This is a genomic window from Corynebacterium axilliensis (assembly GCF_046097495.1).
Classification (GTDB): Bacteria; Actinomycetota; Actinomycetes; order Mycobacteriales; family Mycobacteriaceae; genus Corynebacterium.
Window position 1 is genome coordinate 477,958 of record NZ_CP175768.1, and the last position, 15,333, is coordinate 493,290.

At 63.8% G+C, this 15,333-nt stretch carries 13 protein-coding genes; 8 read left to right on the forward strand and 5 right to left on the reverse strand.

Annotated elements, in window-relative coordinates; translation table 11 throughout:
• Positions 1-75: 75 nt before the first annotated feature.
• From rapZ to secG, 7 genes are all read left to right on the forward strand, one after another.
• The gene (gene rapZ, locus ACKFR8_RS02340; RefSeq protein ID WP_296131766.1) at positions 76-960 is read left to right on the forward strand and encodes an RNase adapter RapZ; all 885 of its coding nucleotides are present in this window, start codon (positions 76-78) and stop codon (positions 958-960) included.
• A gap of 88 nt (positions 961-1,048) precedes the next feature.
• Positions 1,049-2,014 carry a gluconeogenesis factor YvcK family protein gene (yvcK, locus tag ACKFR8_RS02345; protein ID WP_296131765.1) on the forward strand — a complete coding sequence of 322 codons (966 nt, stop codon included), beginning with the start codon at positions 1,049-1,051 and terminating at the stop codon, positions 2,012-2,014.
• Positions 2,015-2,237: 223 nt separating this feature from the next.
• On the forward strand, positions 2,238-3,227 hold the full coding sequence (gene whiA, locus ACKFR8_RS02350) for a DNA-binding protein WhiA (RefSeq protein ID WP_296131763.1): 990 nt from the start codon (positions 2,238-2,240) through the stop codon (positions 3,225-3,227).
• A gap of 467 nt (positions 3,228-3,694) precedes the next feature.
• Positions 3,695-4,702 carry a type I glyceraldehyde-3-phosphate dehydrogenase gene (gap, locus tag ACKFR8_RS02355; protein WP_296131760.1) on the forward strand — a complete coding sequence of 336 codons (1,008 nt, stop codon included), beginning with the start codon at positions 3,695-3,697 and terminating at the stop codon, positions 4,700-4,702.
• Positions 4,703-4,854: 152 nt separating this feature from the next.
• Positions 4,855-6,072 carry a phosphoglycerate kinase gene (locus tag ACKFR8_RS02360; RefSeq protein WP_408930483.1) on the forward strand — a complete coding sequence of 406 codons (1,218 nt, stop codon included), beginning with the start codon at positions 4,855-4,857 and terminating at the stop codon, positions 6,070-6,072.
• 49 nt (positions 6,073-6,121) lie between these two features.
• Positions 6,122-6,904: a triose-phosphate isomerase gene (gene tpiA, locus ACKFR8_RS02365; protein ID WP_296131754.1), complete on the forward strand. Its 783-nt coding sequence runs from the start codon at positions 6,122-6,124 to the stop codon at positions 6,902-6,904.
• Positions 6,905-7,075: 171 nt separating this feature from the next.
• Positions 7,076-7,312 (forward strand): preprotein translocase subunit SecG, encoded by a 237-nt coding sequence (gene secG, locus ACKFR8_RS02370; RefSeq protein ID WP_296131751.1) that lies wholly within the window; start codon positions 7,076-7,078, stop codon positions 7,310-7,312.
• A 136-nt stretch (positions 7,313-7,448) separates the two neighbouring features.
• Here the strand turns inward: secG and pgl are convergent, their stop codons facing one another.
• The 5 genes from pgl to tkt all read right to left on the reverse strand — a co-directional run bounded on the left by pgl (position 7,449) and on the right by tkt (position 14,092).
• A complete protein-coding gene (pgl, locus tag ACKFR8_RS02375; RefSeq protein ID WP_408930484.1) occupies positions 7,449-8,210 on the reverse strand; it encodes a 6-phosphogluconolactonase in 762 nt (253 codons plus the stop codon).
• 33 nt (positions 8,211-8,243) lie between these two features.
• Positions 8,244-9,182, reverse strand: coding sequence for a glucose-6-phosphate dehydrogenase assembly protein OpcA (locus ACKFR8_RS02380; RefSeq protein WP_408930485.1), 939 nt, complete (start codon positions 9,180-9,182; stop codon positions 8,244-8,246).
• A gap of 21 nt (positions 9,183-9,203) precedes the next feature.
• Complete coding sequence (zwf, locus tag ACKFR8_RS02385; RefSeq protein ID WP_373692264.1) at positions 9,204-10,655, reverse strand: glucose-6-phosphate dehydrogenase; 1,452 nt, start codon at positions 10,653-10,655, stop codon at positions 9,204-9,206.
• 231 nt (positions 10,656-10,886) lie between these two features.
• Positions 10,887-11,987, reverse strand: coding sequence for a transaldolase (gene tal, locus ACKFR8_RS02390; RefSeq protein WP_306506859.1), 1,101 nt, complete (start codon positions 11,985-11,987; stop codon positions 10,887-10,889).
• Positions 11,988-12,022: 35 nt separating this feature from the next.
• On the reverse strand, positions 12,023-14,092 hold the full coding sequence (gene tkt / locus ACKFR8_RS02395) for a transketolase (protein ID WP_408930967.1): 2,070 nt from the start codon (positions 14,090-14,092) through the stop codon (positions 12,023-12,025).
• A 290-nt stretch (positions 14,093-14,382) separates the two neighbouring features.
• Here tkt and ACKFR8_RS02400 point away from each other — a divergent pair, with 290 nt between their 5' ends.
• Positions 14,383-15,327 (forward strand): heme o synthase, encoded by a 945-nt coding sequence (locus tag ACKFR8_RS02400; protein ID WP_306506858.1) that lies wholly within the window; start codon positions 14,383-14,385, stop codon positions 15,325-15,327.
• Positions 15,328-15,333: the final 6 nt, after the last annotated feature.

A 15,333-nucleotide genomic window follows, 5' to 3' on the forward strand; every position in this document is an offset into this window, starting at 1 on the left:
AAACTGCCGAACATCAGAGGGCGGTTGCGGCAAATTCTCACCCGCATTTCAGGATCGGTGGTAAGAATGGAGCCCATGACGTTTGAAGATTCGCCGTTTGATTCGCCGCCCATTCTGGTGACCGGCATGTCAGGCGGCGGCCTGACCTCGGCCGCCAAGGTACTGGAGGACAAGGGCTACTACGTGGCCCACAACATTCCGCCCAAGGCCATCGTGGACCTGCTCAAGCTGTGTGCGCGTGAGGATTCACCAGTGGCCAAGATCGCTGCTGTCACGGACGTGCGATCACGCATGTTCCCCGGCTCGCTCGCGGAGACCCTGGATGAGCTGGAGCAGCTCAACATGAAGCCCACCCTGCTCTTCTTGGACGCGCGCGATGACGTCCTGATTCGCCGCTTCGATTCGGTGCGGCGCACCCACCCGCTGCAGGAGGGGGAGACCCTTAAGGCGGGCATTCAGCGCGAGCGCGCGGCGGTGCAGGCCATCCGGGACCGGGCAGACATCATCATTGATACGACCAATTTGTCCGTCCACGATCTGCGTCGGGCCATGGAGGCCGCCTTCGGTGAGATCGGTCACGAGCGCCAGCACGTCACGCTAGAATCCTTCGGCTTCAAGCACGGTTCCCCGCGAGATGCCGACTTAGTAGTGGACGTGCGCTTCCTGCCGAACCCGTACTGGATCCCGGAGCTGCGGGGCTACCGCGGCACGGATGAGCCCGTGGCGGACTACGTGCTGTCCCAGGATGCGGCCCAGGCCTTCATTGAGCACTTCCTGGAGATGTTTGACTCCATGCTCACCGGCTACCGCCACGAAGGGAAGAACTTCATCACCGTCGGCGTGGGGTGCACAGGCGGGCATCACCGCTCGGTGGCTGTGGCCGAGGAATTGGCGCGGCGCCTGCGTCAGCGTGGCGACCTAGACGTGAGCACCTTGCACAGGGACTTCTCCCGCGACTAGATTCCTGTCTATACTTTTCTTCTCACAGTTTCTCAAAAGTTCGTAGTATCCGGAAAGCCAGCACTCAGTGACCACACCTCCTGCACATATGGCCAGCCTTGGCGGCGGCCACGGCCTGTACCAAACTCTTCTCGCCGCGCGGCAGACGGACGCGGAAGCCATTTCCGCGATCGTCACCGTCGCCGATGATGGCGGCTCCTCCGGGCGGCTGCGCCGCGAGCTGGAGATCATCCCGCCGGGAGACCTGCGCATGGCGCTGGCGGCGCTGTCCAGCGATTCCGATAACGGCCAGCTGTGGGCGCAGACCCTGCAGCACCGCTTCAAAGGCAATGGCGCGATGGCTGGGCATGCAGTGGGCAACTTGCTGATTGCTGGCCTGAGCGACGTGCTGGGGGACTTCCAGGACGCGCTGGACGCCGTGGCGGAACTCACGGAGTCCGCCGGCCGGGTGGTGCCGTCAGTGAGTCACCCCCTCGATATTGAGGCGGAGGTGGCCGGGCTTGACGACGATCCACGGATCATGCGCTCGGTCCGCGGCCAGGTCGCCGTGGCGTCGACAGTGGGGCAGGTGCGCCGCGTGCGCATCCTTCCGGAGAAGCCGGACGCGAACCCGGTGGCGCTGGCCGCGCTGCGCGACGCCGACATGATCACCCTCGGCCCCGGCTCCTGGTTTAGCTCGGTGCTCCCACACGTGTTGGTGCCGCAAGTCGTGGAGGCCATCACCTCGTCGGATGCCCTGCGCATCGTCGTGCTTAACCTGTCCGCGGAACCGGGGGAGACGCACGGCTTTTCCGCCGAGCGCCACCTCCATGTGCTGGCCCAACACGCGCCGAGCCTGCGCGTGGACAAGGTGATCGTGGACGGCTCGGCGCTGCCCAATTCCTCGGAGCGGGCATTCGTGCAGCGCGCCGCCAGCGTGCTCGGAGCTACAGCGGTGTTCCGGGATGTGTGCCAAGTCGATGATGATGGCCGCCCGCTGAACAAGCACTGCCCAGATAAGCTTGCCCAGGTATTCAACGAGCTATACGCGGAATACCGCGCGGAAAAAGCCTGACAGAAGGGGCAACCGCGCATCACGCGGCGGCGGTGTCCCGCGAGTAGCGCACCCCGCGTGCAAGCGGGGCCACAGTGAGCACGATAAACTGTGGGACATTGTGCCGCCCCTGGCGAGCTGCTGTCACCCTTAAAGCGGCCGCGCGGGGCGGTAAGTGAGCACCGGCGCCGGTATCCCAGCGCCTATTTTTGACTGTACGTCCTAAGGAAAGGGGAGGCACGAGGTGTCTGCGTCATTGACCGATCAGGTCAAGGAGGAACTTTCGGCGGTATCCGTCCCACGCCAGTCCGCGCGGGCGGCGGAGGCCGCAGCCATCCTCCGCTTTGCCGGCGAGCTGCAGCTCCACGGTGAGCAGGTCAGCTACGACGTCGAGTTGGCCTCTAAGCGGGTGGCAGACCGATTGGTAGCTACCCTGGATGACCTGTACGGCATCGCCGCCACGACGCACTTGGCAGGCCCCGCTGCCTCGGCGAAGAAGAACCGCATACAGGTGCGCATCACTGACGGCGCGAAGGAGCTCACGCGGCGTCTGGGCCTGGTCACCCGCTCCGGCCACCCCGTGGTGGGGCTGCCGCCCCAGGTGATTTCCGGTTCCGTCGCGGACAACGAAGCCGCGTGGCGCGGGGCCTTTCTGGCGCAGGGCTCGTTGACTGAACCGGGCCGTTCCTCTGCCTTGGAGGTCACCTGCCCCTGTCAGGAGGCCGCCCTAGCCTTGGTTGGGTGCGCGCGCCGCTTGGGCGTGTCCGCCAAGACGAAGGAAACCCGCGGCGCCGACCGCGTTGTGGTGCGCGATGGCGAGGCTATCGGGGCACTTTTGACCCGCATGGGCGCCCAAGAAACCCGCTTGACGTGGGAGAAGAAGCGCATTGCAAGGGAAGCGCACGATACGTCCCGGCGCCTAGACAACTTTGATGACGCCAACCTGCGCCGCTCCGCACGTGCTGCGGTGACCGCCGCCGCCCGCGTTGAGCGCGCGATGGTCATTCTGGGTGATGAGGTTCCGGAGCACCTGGCAGATGCAGGACGCCTGCGCGTGCAGCACCGCGAGGCCTCCCTGGAAGAGCTGGGGCGACTGGCGGACCCGCCGATGACCAAGGATGCCGTGGCGGGCCGCATCCGCCGCCTACTCTCGATGGCGGATAAGCGGGCCAAGGAACTGGGAGTCCCGGATACCACGGAGGCCGTTACCGAGGAGCTTTTCGACGAATCTTAAGGGCCCGGCGGGCATCACCTAGTGCCCGATACCCCTGATAACTGCCCCGAAGACCTCGAAAGAAATTCACGAGGAACTCACGCGGATCTATGCCACCCTGAATTTATGTCCGGGTGGCTTCATTCGTTTTTGCTCGCGTGACATATCCCACCCCAGGCAACATAATCCCACATGAACGGGCATAACTGCAGGTATGTGTGAGGAAACTCCCCTGAAAGCCATAAGGTGCTCATCTAGTGTACGCCTCTTTTGCTTTGTCTGCGAGTGCCAAACAATCGGGCGCAAACGGAGACTGCGAGAGTGAGAATTGGTGGGTAGTATCGGCCGTGTTGGGAAAACCACCGAGTCCGCCACAGGACCGGCAGGGCTTAAGAGGCTAGATTTACTAGCTCCAACGCACTGCTGAGAGGCAACGTCTCGGAAGTCCCCACATTGAACTTCACTCGATTATTTGAGGAGACATTACAGTGACCATTCGCGTAGGCATCAACGGCTTTGGCCGCATCGGCCGTAACTTCTTCCGTGCAGTTGCACAGGGCAACAACGACCTCGAGGTTGTTGCTGTCAACGACCTGACCGACAACGGCACGCTCGCCAACCTGCTTAAGTATGACTCCGTGCTGGGCCGCTTCGACGGCACCATCGAGCACGATGAGGAGTCCATCACCGTCAACGGTCACCGCATCGCTGTCTCCGCAGAGCGTGACCCGAAGAACCTGAAGTGGTCCGAGCATAACGTTGACCTGGTCATCGAGTCCACCGGCTTCTTCACCGACGGTGAGGCTGCTAAGGCTCACATCGAGGCTGGCGCCAAGAAGGTCATCATCTCCGCACCGGGCAAGAACGTCGACGGCACCTTCGTCTACGGTGTCAACTCCGACCAGTACGATCCGGAGAAGCACAACGTCATCTCCGCTGCTTCCTGCACCACCAACTGCCTGGCTCCTATGGCCAAGGTCCTCAACGACAAGTTCGGCATTGAGAAGGGCCTCATGACCACCGTTCACTCCTACACCGGTGACCAGCGCCTGCAGGACGCTCCGCACCGCGACCTGCGCCGCGCCCGCGCCGCAGCCGTGAACATGGTTCCGACCTCCACCGGTGCTGCTAAGGCTGTCGCCCTGGTTCTGCCGGAGCTCGAGGGCAAGCTGGACGGCTACGCAATGCGCGTTCCGACCATCACCGGTTCCGCCACCGACCTGACCTTCGAGGCTTCCCGCGAGGTTACCGTCGAGGAGATCAACGCTGCCATCAAGGAAGCGGCTACCGGCGAGTTCGGCGAGACCCTGGGCTACACCGAGGACCCGATCGTCTCCACCGACATCATCACCGACCCGCACGGCTGCATCTTCGATGCCGGCATGACCAAGGTCTCCAACGGCAACCTGGTCAAGGTTCTCGGCTGGTACGACAACGAGTGGGGCTACACCAACCAGCTCGTCCGCACCACCGCTCTGGTTGCTTCCAAGCTCTAAAGCTGTAGGCACTCTGTGATACACCGGCCCATGCGCCACGCCCTCAACCTTCGTGGCGTGCGCTGGGCCGGTTGTCGTCTATCTGCGCTCGTGCGCGCGGAAAAATACGTACGATTTTAGTTAGTCAATCACTTCCCTTAAGGAGAATCACTATGGCTTTCAAGACTCTGGACGACCTGCTCGCTGAGGGCGTTACCGGCCGTCACGTCCTTGTCCGTTCCGACTTCAACGTCCCGCTGGACGATGAGGGCAACATCACCGACTCCGGTCGTATCACCGCCTCGCTGCCGACCATCAAGGCGCTGATCGAGGGTGGCGCAAAGGTCATCCTGTCCGCACACCTGGGCCGCCCGAAGGGCGAAGTCAACCCGAAGTACTCCCTGGCTCCGGTCGCTGAGGCGCTTTCCGAGGCCTTGGGGCAGTTCGTCGCCCTGGCCGGCGATGTGTCCGGTGAGGACGCACACGAGCGCGCTAACGGCCTGAACGACGGCGACGTCCTCCTGCTGGAGAATGTCCGCTTCGACGCTCGTGAGACCTCCAAGGACGAGGCCGAGCGCGGAGCCTTCGCCGACGAGCTCGTCGGCCTGGCTGCCGACAACGGCGCTTTCGTCTCTGACGGCTTCGGCGTGGTCCACCGCGCACAGGCTTCCGTGTACGACGTTGCCAAGCGCCTGCCCGCCTACGCCGGCAAGCTCGTCCAGAAGGAAGTTGAGACCCTGGCTGCCGTGGCTGAGAAGCCGGAGCACCCGTACGTCGTCGTCCTCGGCGGCGCCAAGGTATCTGACAAGCTCGGCGTCATCGAGGCGCTGGCTGGCAAGGCTGACAAGGTCATCATCGGTGGCGGCATGTGCTACACCCTGCTGGCAGCCAAGGGCTACAACGTTCAGAAGTCCCTGCTCCAGGAGGACCAGATCGACAACTGCAAGGACCTGCTTGAGCGCTTCGGCGACAAGATCGTCCTGCCGGTTGACCTCGTTGCTGCCACTGACTTCGATGCTAACGCCGAGAACAAGGTTGTCCCGCTCGACGGCATCCCGGAGGGCTGGCAGTCCCTCGACGTCGGACCGGAGTCCGTGAAGAAGTTCGACGAGGTCATCGCTACCTCCAAGACCGTCTTCTGGAACGGCCCGATGGGCGTGTTCGAGATGGAGGCCTTCTCCAAGGGCACCGCCGGCGTGGCACAGGCCATCATCGACGCCACCGCTAAGAACGGTTCCTTCACCGTCGTCGGCGGCGGCGACTCCGCTGCTTCCGTCCGCCTGCTCGGCCTGGATGAGAACGGCTTCAGCCACATCTCCACCGGTGGCGGCGCTTCCCTCGAGTTCCTTGAGGGCAAGGAGCTGCCGGGCGTGAAGGTCCTCGAGGCCTAAGCCGCCCCCACACCGGTCCTCCCTTTAGACACCTCTAGAAAGGCATATCATGGCACGTACCCCGCTTATTGCTGGTAACTGGAAGATGAACCTCGACCACAAGGAAGCAATCAGCTCCCTGCAGAAGTTCGACTTCTCCCTGCCCAAGGAGTACTACGAGAAGGTCGACGTGGCCTTCATGGTTCCGTTCACGGATATCCGCACCGTCCAGACCTTGGTCGAGGGCGACAAGCTGCAGTTCACCTACGGCTCCCAGGACATCTCCAAGCACGAGTCCGGTGCCTACACCGGCGAAGTTTCCGGCTCCATGCTGGAAGCACTGGGCTGCTCCTGGGCAGTGGTGGGCCACTCCGAGCGCCGTCAGTACCACGGCGAGACCGACAAGCTCGTAGCCGAGAAGGCAGCCGCCGCGCTGTCCCACGGCATCAGCCCGATCGTCTGCGTCGGCGAGCCGCTCGACGTGCGCGAGAAGGGCACCCACGTTGACTACGTGGTCACCCAGACCCGCAACTCCCTCGAGGGCCTGGACGCTGAGCAGCTGTCCAAGACCGTTATCGCCTACGAGCCGGTCTGGGCAATCGGTACGGGCAAGGTCGCTTCCGCTGATGACGCTCAGGAAGTCTGCGCCGCAATCCGCGAGCTCGTTCGTGAGCTCGCCGGCGACGACGTTGCAGAGGGCATCCGCATTCTGTACGGCGGCTCCGTCAAGGTTGACTCCGTGGCTGAGATCGTGGGCAAGCCGGACGTCGACGGTGGCCTCGTTGGCGGCGCCTCCCTTAAGGGCGACGACTTTGCCAAGCTGGCTGCTAACGCCGCAACCGTCGCTCAGTAGCTAGCGCGCTGAGGGCGAAACTCAAATGAGTTTCCCTCACGCACCACAGCGGGTCGGAATGGTTTCCGTCCCGCTTTATGGTGTATTATCGAACAATGTCTTGCGCCGGCCGGGTATTCTCGGCCGCGGGCGCACAATCCCGGTCACAACGTGTAAACAAGGAACCTATTCATGATCTTGGCACTGGAAATCATCTTGGTGATTGCCGCAATCCTTATGACCATCTTCGTGCTTCTGCACAAGGGCAAGGGCGGCGGTCTGTCCAGCCTCTTCGGTGGCGGCGTGCAGTCCAATCTTTCTGGTTCCACTGTCGTGGAAAAGAACTTGGACCGCTACACCGTTGTTATGGTGATCATCTGGCTGGCGTGCATCATCGCGCTGAACCTGCTGCAGGCATTTAGCGGCTAAGCCGCTAAGCCAGAGCGCACAGCGCTCTGTGCAGACGGTAGCGCAAAGCCCCGCCCTGACGCTTCCTGGAAATCCAGGAGGCCAGAGGCGGGGCCTTCGCTATGCGTGGAGGAAACTCGGCCGAGGGGGGAGTAGCTTAGAGCTCCTCGGCGGCGTCGTCGGTGAGGAAGAGGACGGTCTCCTCGGTGCCGTGAGCTCCTGCGGCAGGCCAGTCCTCGGCAGCAGCGCCGGCCACCAGCTGGGCTGCGGCCTCTGCCTTCTGCTCGCCTGAGACCAAGAGCCACACGCGCTGGGAGCGATTGACGGCCGGGTAGGTCAGCGTCACGCGCTCTGCCGGCGGCTTGGGGGAGTCATGGACGGGGACCGCGAAATCTTCCGTCTCGTACACCGCTTCAGAGTGCGGGAAGATGGAGTTGATGTGGCCTTCCGGGCCCATGCCCAGCAAGTGGAGATCGAAGCCCTCGGGTGCGAACTCGCGAATCTCGCCCTCGTAGGCCTGAGCGGCGTGCTCCATGGAGATGGCGCCCAGATCGAAGCCGTGAATGTTGTCTTCCGGAACGCCCACCGGGCCAAGAAGAGCCTCGCGGGCTTGTCCCTCATTGGAGTCAGGATCCGTGGACGGCACGTTGCGCTCATCGCCGAAGAACACGTGCACTCGCGTCCAGTCCACGGCGAGCGCTGGGAAGTCAGGTCCCTGATCCTTGGCCGCGCGGTCCAGGCGCGCGAGTTCGCGGAGCAGTCCGATACCTGCACCGCCTCCCGTGAGGACGACGCGCGCCACGCCGTCGTTGTGGAGGCCCCCACCCGGGGCCTGGGCCGCCGCAATGACATCAATAAATGCCTTCGCGGCGCTGGATATGAGCTCGTCTACATCGCTGACGCGGTGAAGAGTAACCATTGTGCAGGAAAATCCTTCGTAACGACTGTGTATCTATTGCTTCTCACTGTAGTCCACGCGCCCCAAAGCGCGAAGAGCGTGGGCGTATGTCCGGTCCAGGTCGAGGTGACGCAGTTCCTCCGAGAGCACCTCGGCCTCTGCGCGCTCGGTGAGACTCACCAGGGACTCCGGCGACCCGGGAACGGTGACCTTCACCGTGCTGTCATCCACTACCGTCACCGAGACGTCTGCGGTGGGGCGATGGAAGATAAGTGACGTGATGGGGAATGCGCCCTCCGACACCTCGGCGTCGGAGCGGGTGACGGGGACCGAGAGGGAGTCCAGAAGCCAGCCCGCCGCAAAGTCCACGGCCGCGTGGTTGTGCGCGCCGGCGATCTCCACGGAGGTGACGTCCTCGTGCGGGTGCCGGTCCAGCGCGGAGGCGACGATGCCACGCCACAGCGTGATAGCGCCCCAGGACATGTCCGAGTCACCCGGCTGGTAGCCGCTAGACAGAAGGTGCAGGTCGTACTGGTTTACGCCCTCACCGAATGCCACGTTGGTGATGCGGCGCTGCGCCAGGGCACCGATGGGTACCGCGGACGGAACTTCCGGACAGGCGGTGGGCCACCACGCCACGATCGGAGTATCCGGCAGCAGCAGGGGAGTAACCACTGCCTCTGCTTGGTCTGCCAAAGCTCCGTGGAGGTGCATCACCACGATCTCGGAGGCACCGGCCTCGCCGCCGACGCGCAGCTCCGCGTCCAGACGGGTGTCGTCCTCGGCACTGCCAGTTGCAATGACGACGACGCGCGAGGGGTGCTCGTGGGAGGCGTCGCGGACGGAGGCCAGGAGGTTGTCCAGGTCGTCGCCGTCCTCCGTCATGACGATCAAGGTGAGGACGCGCCCAGTGGTGAGGGTGTAGTGCTCCTGCATCTCCACCAGCTTCTGGGAAATCTGACGCGTCGTAGTGTCTGGCAAGGGGATAATCATGCGGCTATTCCTCCTAGAAACCTATGGCCGGCGCCAGGAATGGCCCTGGCGGCGCAGCATCTTATCAGCGGACTCGGGCCCCCACGTGCCCGCGCGGTATTGCTCCGGCTGGCCGGCTTCAGCCCAGTACTCGATGATGGGGTCCAGGATCGACCAGGACAGCTCGACCTCTTCGTTGGTGGGGAAGAGCGAGGACTCATCCAGCAGCGCGTCCAGGATAAGGCGCTCGTAGGCCTCCGGGGATTCCTCCGTGAACGCCTCGGCGTAGGCGAAGTCCATGTTGACGTCCCGCACCTCCATGGTGGACCCGGGGACCTTGGAGCCAAAGCGCATTGTGACGCCCTCGTCCGGCTGGACGCGAATGACCACAGCATTCTGGTCCAGGCCGTCTGCCTGGCCCTTATCGAAGGGCTGGTGCGGAGCCGTCTTGAACACCAGGGCAATCTCCGTCACGCGCCGTCCCAGGCGCTTGCCGGTGCGCAGGTAGAACGGGACGCCGGCCCAGCGGCGGGAATTGACCTCGAGGGTGCACGCCGCGTAGGTCTCCGTGGTGGATTCTGGGTCGAAGCCCTCTTCTTCGCGCAGCCCCTTGACGTATTCGGACCCCTGCCAGCCAGACGAATATTGCCCGCGGGCAGTGGTCTTGTTGAGCGGGTGCACCGCGTTGGTCGCGCGCAGTACCTTGATCTTCTCCGCCTGCAATGCCTCCGGATCGAAGGAGGAGGGCTCTTCCATGGCCACGAGAGCCAACAGCTGCAGGAGGTGGTTTTGGATCACGTCGCGTGCGGCGCCGATGCCGTCGTAGTAGCCGGCACGGCCTCCCAGGCCAATGTCCTCCGCCATGGTGATCTGGACGTGGTCGATGTAGTGCGCGTTCCACATCGGCTCAAAGATCTGGTTAGCAAAGCGCAGCGCCAGGATGTTCTGGACGGTCTCTTTGCCCAAGTAGTGGTCGATGCGGAAGACCGAGGACTCCGGGAAGACGGCGTTGACAATCTCATTGAGCTCGCGGGCCGATTCTTGGTCGTGGCCGAACGGCTTTTCAATGATCACGCGCCGCCATGAGCCATCGGTGCTGTTGGCCATCCCGACGCGCTCCAACTGGTGGCAGATATTGGAGAAGAACTCCGGCGGGACCGAAAGGTAGTAGGCCCAGTTTCCGCCAGTACCGCGGGAGCTGTTGAGCTCGCTGAGGCGGGAAGACAGGCGGTCGAAGCCTTCGTCATCGAAATTGCCGCGCACGAACTCGATGCCCTGCGCCAGGTGCTCCCACACGTGTTCCTTGAACGTGGTGCGAGCTCCAGCCTCAGCGGCTTCGCGTACGTAGGCGCAGAAGGCCTCCTTGTCCCACTCACGGCGGCCGTAACCCACAAGGGTGAAGCCGGCGGGCAGCAGACCGCGGTTGGCAAGGTCATAGATTGCCGGGAGCAGCTTCTTGCGTGCCAAGTCACCGGTGACGCCGAAGATCACCATGCCGGATGGCCCAGCGATGCGGGGTAGGCGCTTGTCTTTCGCGTTGCGCAACGGGTTGACCCACGCGCTGGTTGTGCTCACTAAGTGTCCTTTCGGTCTGTGTGAGTAAAGTCCAACCGCCCAGCATAGTGCCACGCGCCCAACCACCGACAGTTGCCTGGAAAGCGGTGGGGCGCGCGGGGGCAGCGGGAGGCGGAGAAGTGAATATAAACCAGTCTAAGACTAACTTGCTTAGGCCAAGCGGTCAGTCATCGAAGCCAGCAAGTCTTCCCAGGCCGCGACAAACTTGTCCACGCCCTCACGCTCGAGGACGGCGAAGACATCGTCGAAGTCGATTCCGACCTCCGCGAGTTGCGCGAAGACCTGGTCGGCGTTGTCCTTGGTCCCTCGCAGCGCGTCGCCGTGGAGGTTGCCTTGCTCCAGGACTGCATCGATGGTCTTCTCCGGCATGGTGTTCACCGTATCCGGGCCAGCGAGCTCAGACACGTACAGCGTGGCCGGGTAGTTCGGGTTCTTCACGCCAGTCGACGCCCACAGCGGGCGCTGGAGGTTTGCTCCTTCCGGGAGCGCCTCGGCGTCCTGCGCAGAGTCCTGTGTAAAGCTGCGGATGAAGAGGTCATACGCGCGCTGCGCGTTGGCCACGCCGGCCTTGCCGCGCAGCTCCAGTGCCGCGTCGGTGCCGATGAGCTCGAGGCGCTTGTCCACCTCGGTGTCCAAGCGGGAGACGAAGAAGGATGCCACCGAGTGGATGGTGGAGACGTCCTTGCCGGCGGCGGCCGCGCGGCGAATGCCGTCCTTGTAGGCGGCGATGACCTCGGCGTAGCGCTCTACGGAGAAGATCAGGGTGACGTTGACGGAGACGCCTTCTGCTAACGCGTCGGCGATAGCCGGCAGGGAGCCGGCGGTGGCCGGAATCTTGATCATCAGGTTGGGGCGGTCCACCGCGGCCCACAGCTCACGCGCCTGCGCCAGGGTGGCCTCGGCGTCGGCGGAGATGCGCGGGTCTACCTCGATGGACACGCGGCCATCGCGGCCCTGCGAAGACTCGTAAATCTCCGTGAATAGGTCGCACGCCGCACGCACGTCGTCGATGGCGAGGGCATAGACGGCGTCGTCAGCCGGGGTGCCCTTGTCGCGCAGGGTGGCAATGTCGGCATCGTAGGCGGTGCCAGTGGACATCGCGGCAGCGAAGATAGCCGGGTTGGTGGTAACGCCGACGATGGACTTGGTGCTGAGAAGCTCGCGCAGGTTGCCGGATTCCAAACGCTCACGGGAGAGATCATCCAACCACGTGGAGGTACCGATCTGTGCGAGCTCGTCAATATGAGTCATGGTGTTTTGCGTTGTCCTTTCCAGGAATGGTGAATCTAGGCGGCGTCGTTCAGCGCGGCGCGGGCGGCGTCAGCGACGGCTTCCGCGGTGAAGCCGAACTCCTCAAAGAGCGTGCCGGCCGGGGCGGAGGCACCGAAGTGCTCGAGGGAGACAGTGCGGCCGAAGGTGCCGGTGTACTTGTGCCACGGCAGGGACACGCCAGCCTCGACCGAGACGCGGGCGCGAATGGAGGAGGGAAGAACGGACTCGCGGTATTCAGCATCCTGCTCATCAAACCACTCCAGGCAGGGAGCGGACACCACGCGGGTCGCGGTGCCCTCGGCCTCCAGCTGCTGTGCGGCCTCCACCGCAAGCTGCACCTCGGAGCCGGTAGCCAGCAGGATCACGTCCGGAGAGTCCTTGGATGCTTCGACAAGGATGTACGCACCGCGGCGCACGCCCTCAGGCGCCTTTTCCTTGGTGCCCTCCAGAACCGGCAGGCCCTGGCGTGACAGGGCCAGGCCCTTCGGGGCGGCCTTGTGCTCCAGCGCTGCGGCCCAGCACTGCGCGGTCTCGTTGGCGTCGGCCGGGCGGATAACGGACAAGTTCGGGATAGCGCGCAGAGCCGCCAGGGTCTCCACCGGCTGGTGCGTCGGGCCGTCTTCGCCCAGACCAATGGAGTCGTGCGTCCATACGTAGTAGGTGTCCGTGGACATCAGAGCGCCCAGGCGGACGGCGGGGTACTGGTACTCGGAGAAGATAAGGAAGGTGCCGCCGTAGACGCGGGTGTTGCCGTGCAGGGCGATACCGTTCATGATGGCTGCCATCGCGTGCTCGCGGATACCGAAGTGGAGGTTGCGCCCGTACGGCTGCGCGGCCCACGCGCCGGTGGTGATGGACTCCGGGCCGAAGGAATCCGCGCCCTTGATCACAGTGTTGTTGGACCCGGCCAGGTCAGCGGAGCCACCCCACATCTCCGGCAGGGCCGCGGCCAGGGCCTGGATGGCGGCCTCGGAGGCCTTACGCGTGGCCAGAGACTCTCCCGGCTCCCAGGTCGGCAGCTCGGCGGCGAAGTTCTCCGGGAGCTCACGCGCCTGGAGGCGGTCGAAGAGCTTCTTCTCCTCCGGATGGGCAGCCGCCCACGCGTCGAACTTCTCCTGCCACTGCGCGTGCTTCTCAGCTCCCCGCTCGGCCAACTTTCGGGTGTGCTCAAGGACATCCGCATCGATGTGGAAGGACTGCTCCGGGTCGAAGCCGAGGATCTCCTTGGTGGCGGCCACCTCGTCCTCACCCAAGGCGGCACCGTGCACGCCGCCGGTGTTCATCTTGTTCGGGGCAGGGTAGCCAATGACCGTCTTCACGCGAATGAAGGATGGGCGAGTGGTCTCCGCGCGAGCTGCAGCCGCGGCTGCTTCGAGCGCTTCGACGTCCTCGCCGGATTCCACCGTCTGCACGTGCCAGCCGTAGGCCTCGTAGCGCTTGACCACGTCCTCATTGAAGGCAATGTTGGTGTCATCTTCGATGGAGATGCGGTTGTCATCCCAGAAGACGATGAGGTTGCCCAGCTGCTGGGTGCCGGCCAGCGAGGACGTCTCCGCGGTAACCCCCTCCTGGAGGTCGCCGTCCGAGGAGATGACGTAGACGAAGTGGTCGAAGGGGGACTCCCCGGCGGGGGCGGAGCCATCGAACAGCCCGCGCTCCTTGCGCGCCGCCATGGCCATGCCGACTGCCGACGCCAAGCCCTGGCCCAGCGGGCCGGTGGTGATCTCCACGCCGTCGGTGTGGTGCACCTCCGGGTGGCCCGGGGTCTTCGAGCCCCAGGTACGCAAGGACTTCAGGTCCTCCATCTCGAGGCCGAAACCGCCGAGGAAGAGCTGAATGTACTGGGTCAGCGAGGAGTGGCCCACCGAGAGAACGAAGCGGTCGCGGCCAGCCCAGTGCACGTCAGCCGGATCGTGGTTGAGCACGCGCTGGTAGAGGGTGTATGCCAGCGGGGCGAGCGACATGGCGGTGCCGGGGTGGCCCGAACCGCACTTCTGGACGGCATCGGCAGCCAGCACGCGCACGGTATCCACGGCGCGAGTGTCGAGGTCACTCCAGTCAGACGGATAGCGGCGCTGGACCATAGCCTGCAGTTCTGGGGACAACTTATCGTGCGACACGGTGGAAACCTCACTTCGCTTCTGGAAACAGATATACCGTCTAACAGTGTAAAGGTTTTTGATCCCCCGGCGGGGAATTATTGAAACCACGTCGTGAGCGGTAGGCTGGCATGGTTGACAGCGCCACGTACGGCGCTATGACGGCGCCCAAGACGATGCCGGGAACTTTTGGCACCCTGGGGCCGACAACTACTTCAGACCTACACACCAGACCCGAGCCGCTTGTCGTAGCGGGATAGACGGAGGATAGTTCCTTGGAGACCATCAAGGCCTACTTTGCGCTCACGAAACCGAGGATCATCGAGCTCCTCCTCGTGGCGGCAATCCCGGCCATGCTCCAAGCGGAGCGCGGTTTCGAAGCCGTCTCCTCTAACTTCTGGCTCATTATCTCCACCATCTTCGGCGGCTGGATGGGCGCCGCGGCAGCGCACACGTTTAACAACGTCGTGGACTATGAAATCGACCAGAAGATGCAGCGCACCCGCGCACGGCCCTTGGTGCGCGCGAAGATTTCGCGCCGCAATGCCGCCATCTTTGCCTGGATCATGCTGGCTCTGTCCGTCTTCTGGCTGGGCGTGCTGGCGCATTCCTGGCTCGCGGCCTTCTTCGTGCTGCTCACGAACTTCTTCTACGTGTTCGTCTACACCAAGTTCCTCAAGATGCGGAACTCGCAGAATATTGTGTGGGGTGGCCTCGCTGGCTGCATGCCCGCCATGGTGGGCTGGGCCGTTATCCGTGACAACGCCCCGGCAGGGGAGCCGGACCGCTGGTGGCAGGCCATCGTGCTCTTCCTCATTATCTTCTTCTGGACACCGCCGCACACGTGGGCGCTGGCCATGAAGTACAAGGAGGACTACCGCAAGGCAGGAGTGCCGATGCTGCCGGTCGTGGCCCCGGAGAAGGAAGTCACCCGCCAGATCGTGTGGTACACCGTCGGCACCGTGATCGTGACCTTCCTGATCATTCCGGCTGCCTCGTGGATCTACCTCGTGGCGGCAGTAGCCTCCGGCGCGGTGTTCTTAGCCATGGCCATCCGCCTGCATCAGGGGGTCAAGCAGGGCGCCAAGGTCAAGCCCATGCGCTTGTTTATCTACTCCAACAACTACCTGTCCGTGCTGTTTATCGGCCTGTCTATCGACGCCGTGCTGGGCTGGGAGCCCATCGGCCGGATGCTGGGCTGGTCAGCGGCGCTGTTCTAGGCCCTG

Excerpts from the sequence above, each read along its gene's own strand:
- rapZ (WP_296131766.1), top strand. The coding sequence starts at position 76 with ATGACGTTTGAAGATTCGCCGTTTGATTCGCCGCCCATTCTGGTGACC.
- yvcK (WP_296131765.1), top strand. The coding sequence starts at position 1,049 with ATGGCCAGCCTTGGCGGCGGCCACGGCCTGTACCAAACTCTTCTCGCC.
- ACKFR8_RS02360 (WP_408930483.1), top strand. The coding sequence starts at position 4,855 with ATGGCTTTCAAGACTCTGGACGACCTGCTCGCTGAGGGCGTTACCGGC.
- tpiA (WP_296131754.1), top strand. The coding sequence starts at position 6,122 with ATGGCACGTACCCCGCTTATTGCTGGTAACTGGAAGATGAACCTCGAC.
- secG (WP_296131751.1), top strand. The coding sequence starts at position 7,076 with ATGATCTTGGCACTGGAAATCATCTTGGTGATTGCCGCAATCCTTATG.
- pgl (WP_408930484.1), bottom strand. The coding sequence starts at position 8,210 with ATGGTTACTCTTCACCGCGTCAGCGATGTAGACGAGCTCATATCCAGC.
- ACKFR8_RS02380 (WP_408930485.1), bottom strand. The coding sequence starts at position 9,182 with ATGATTATCCCCTTGCCAGACACTACGACGCGTCAGATTTCCCAGAAG.
- zwf (WP_373692264.1), bottom strand. The coding sequence starts at position 10,655 with ATGGTGATCTTCGGCGTCACCGGTGACTTGGCACGCAAGAAGCTGCTC.
- tal (WP_306506859.1), bottom strand. The coding sequence starts at position 11,987 with ATGACTCATATTGACGAGCTCGCACAGATCGGTACCTCCACGTGGTTG.
- tkt (WP_408930967.1), bottom strand. The coding sequence starts at position 14,092 with ATGGTCCAGCGCCGCTATCCGTCTGACTGGAGTGACCTCGACACTCGC.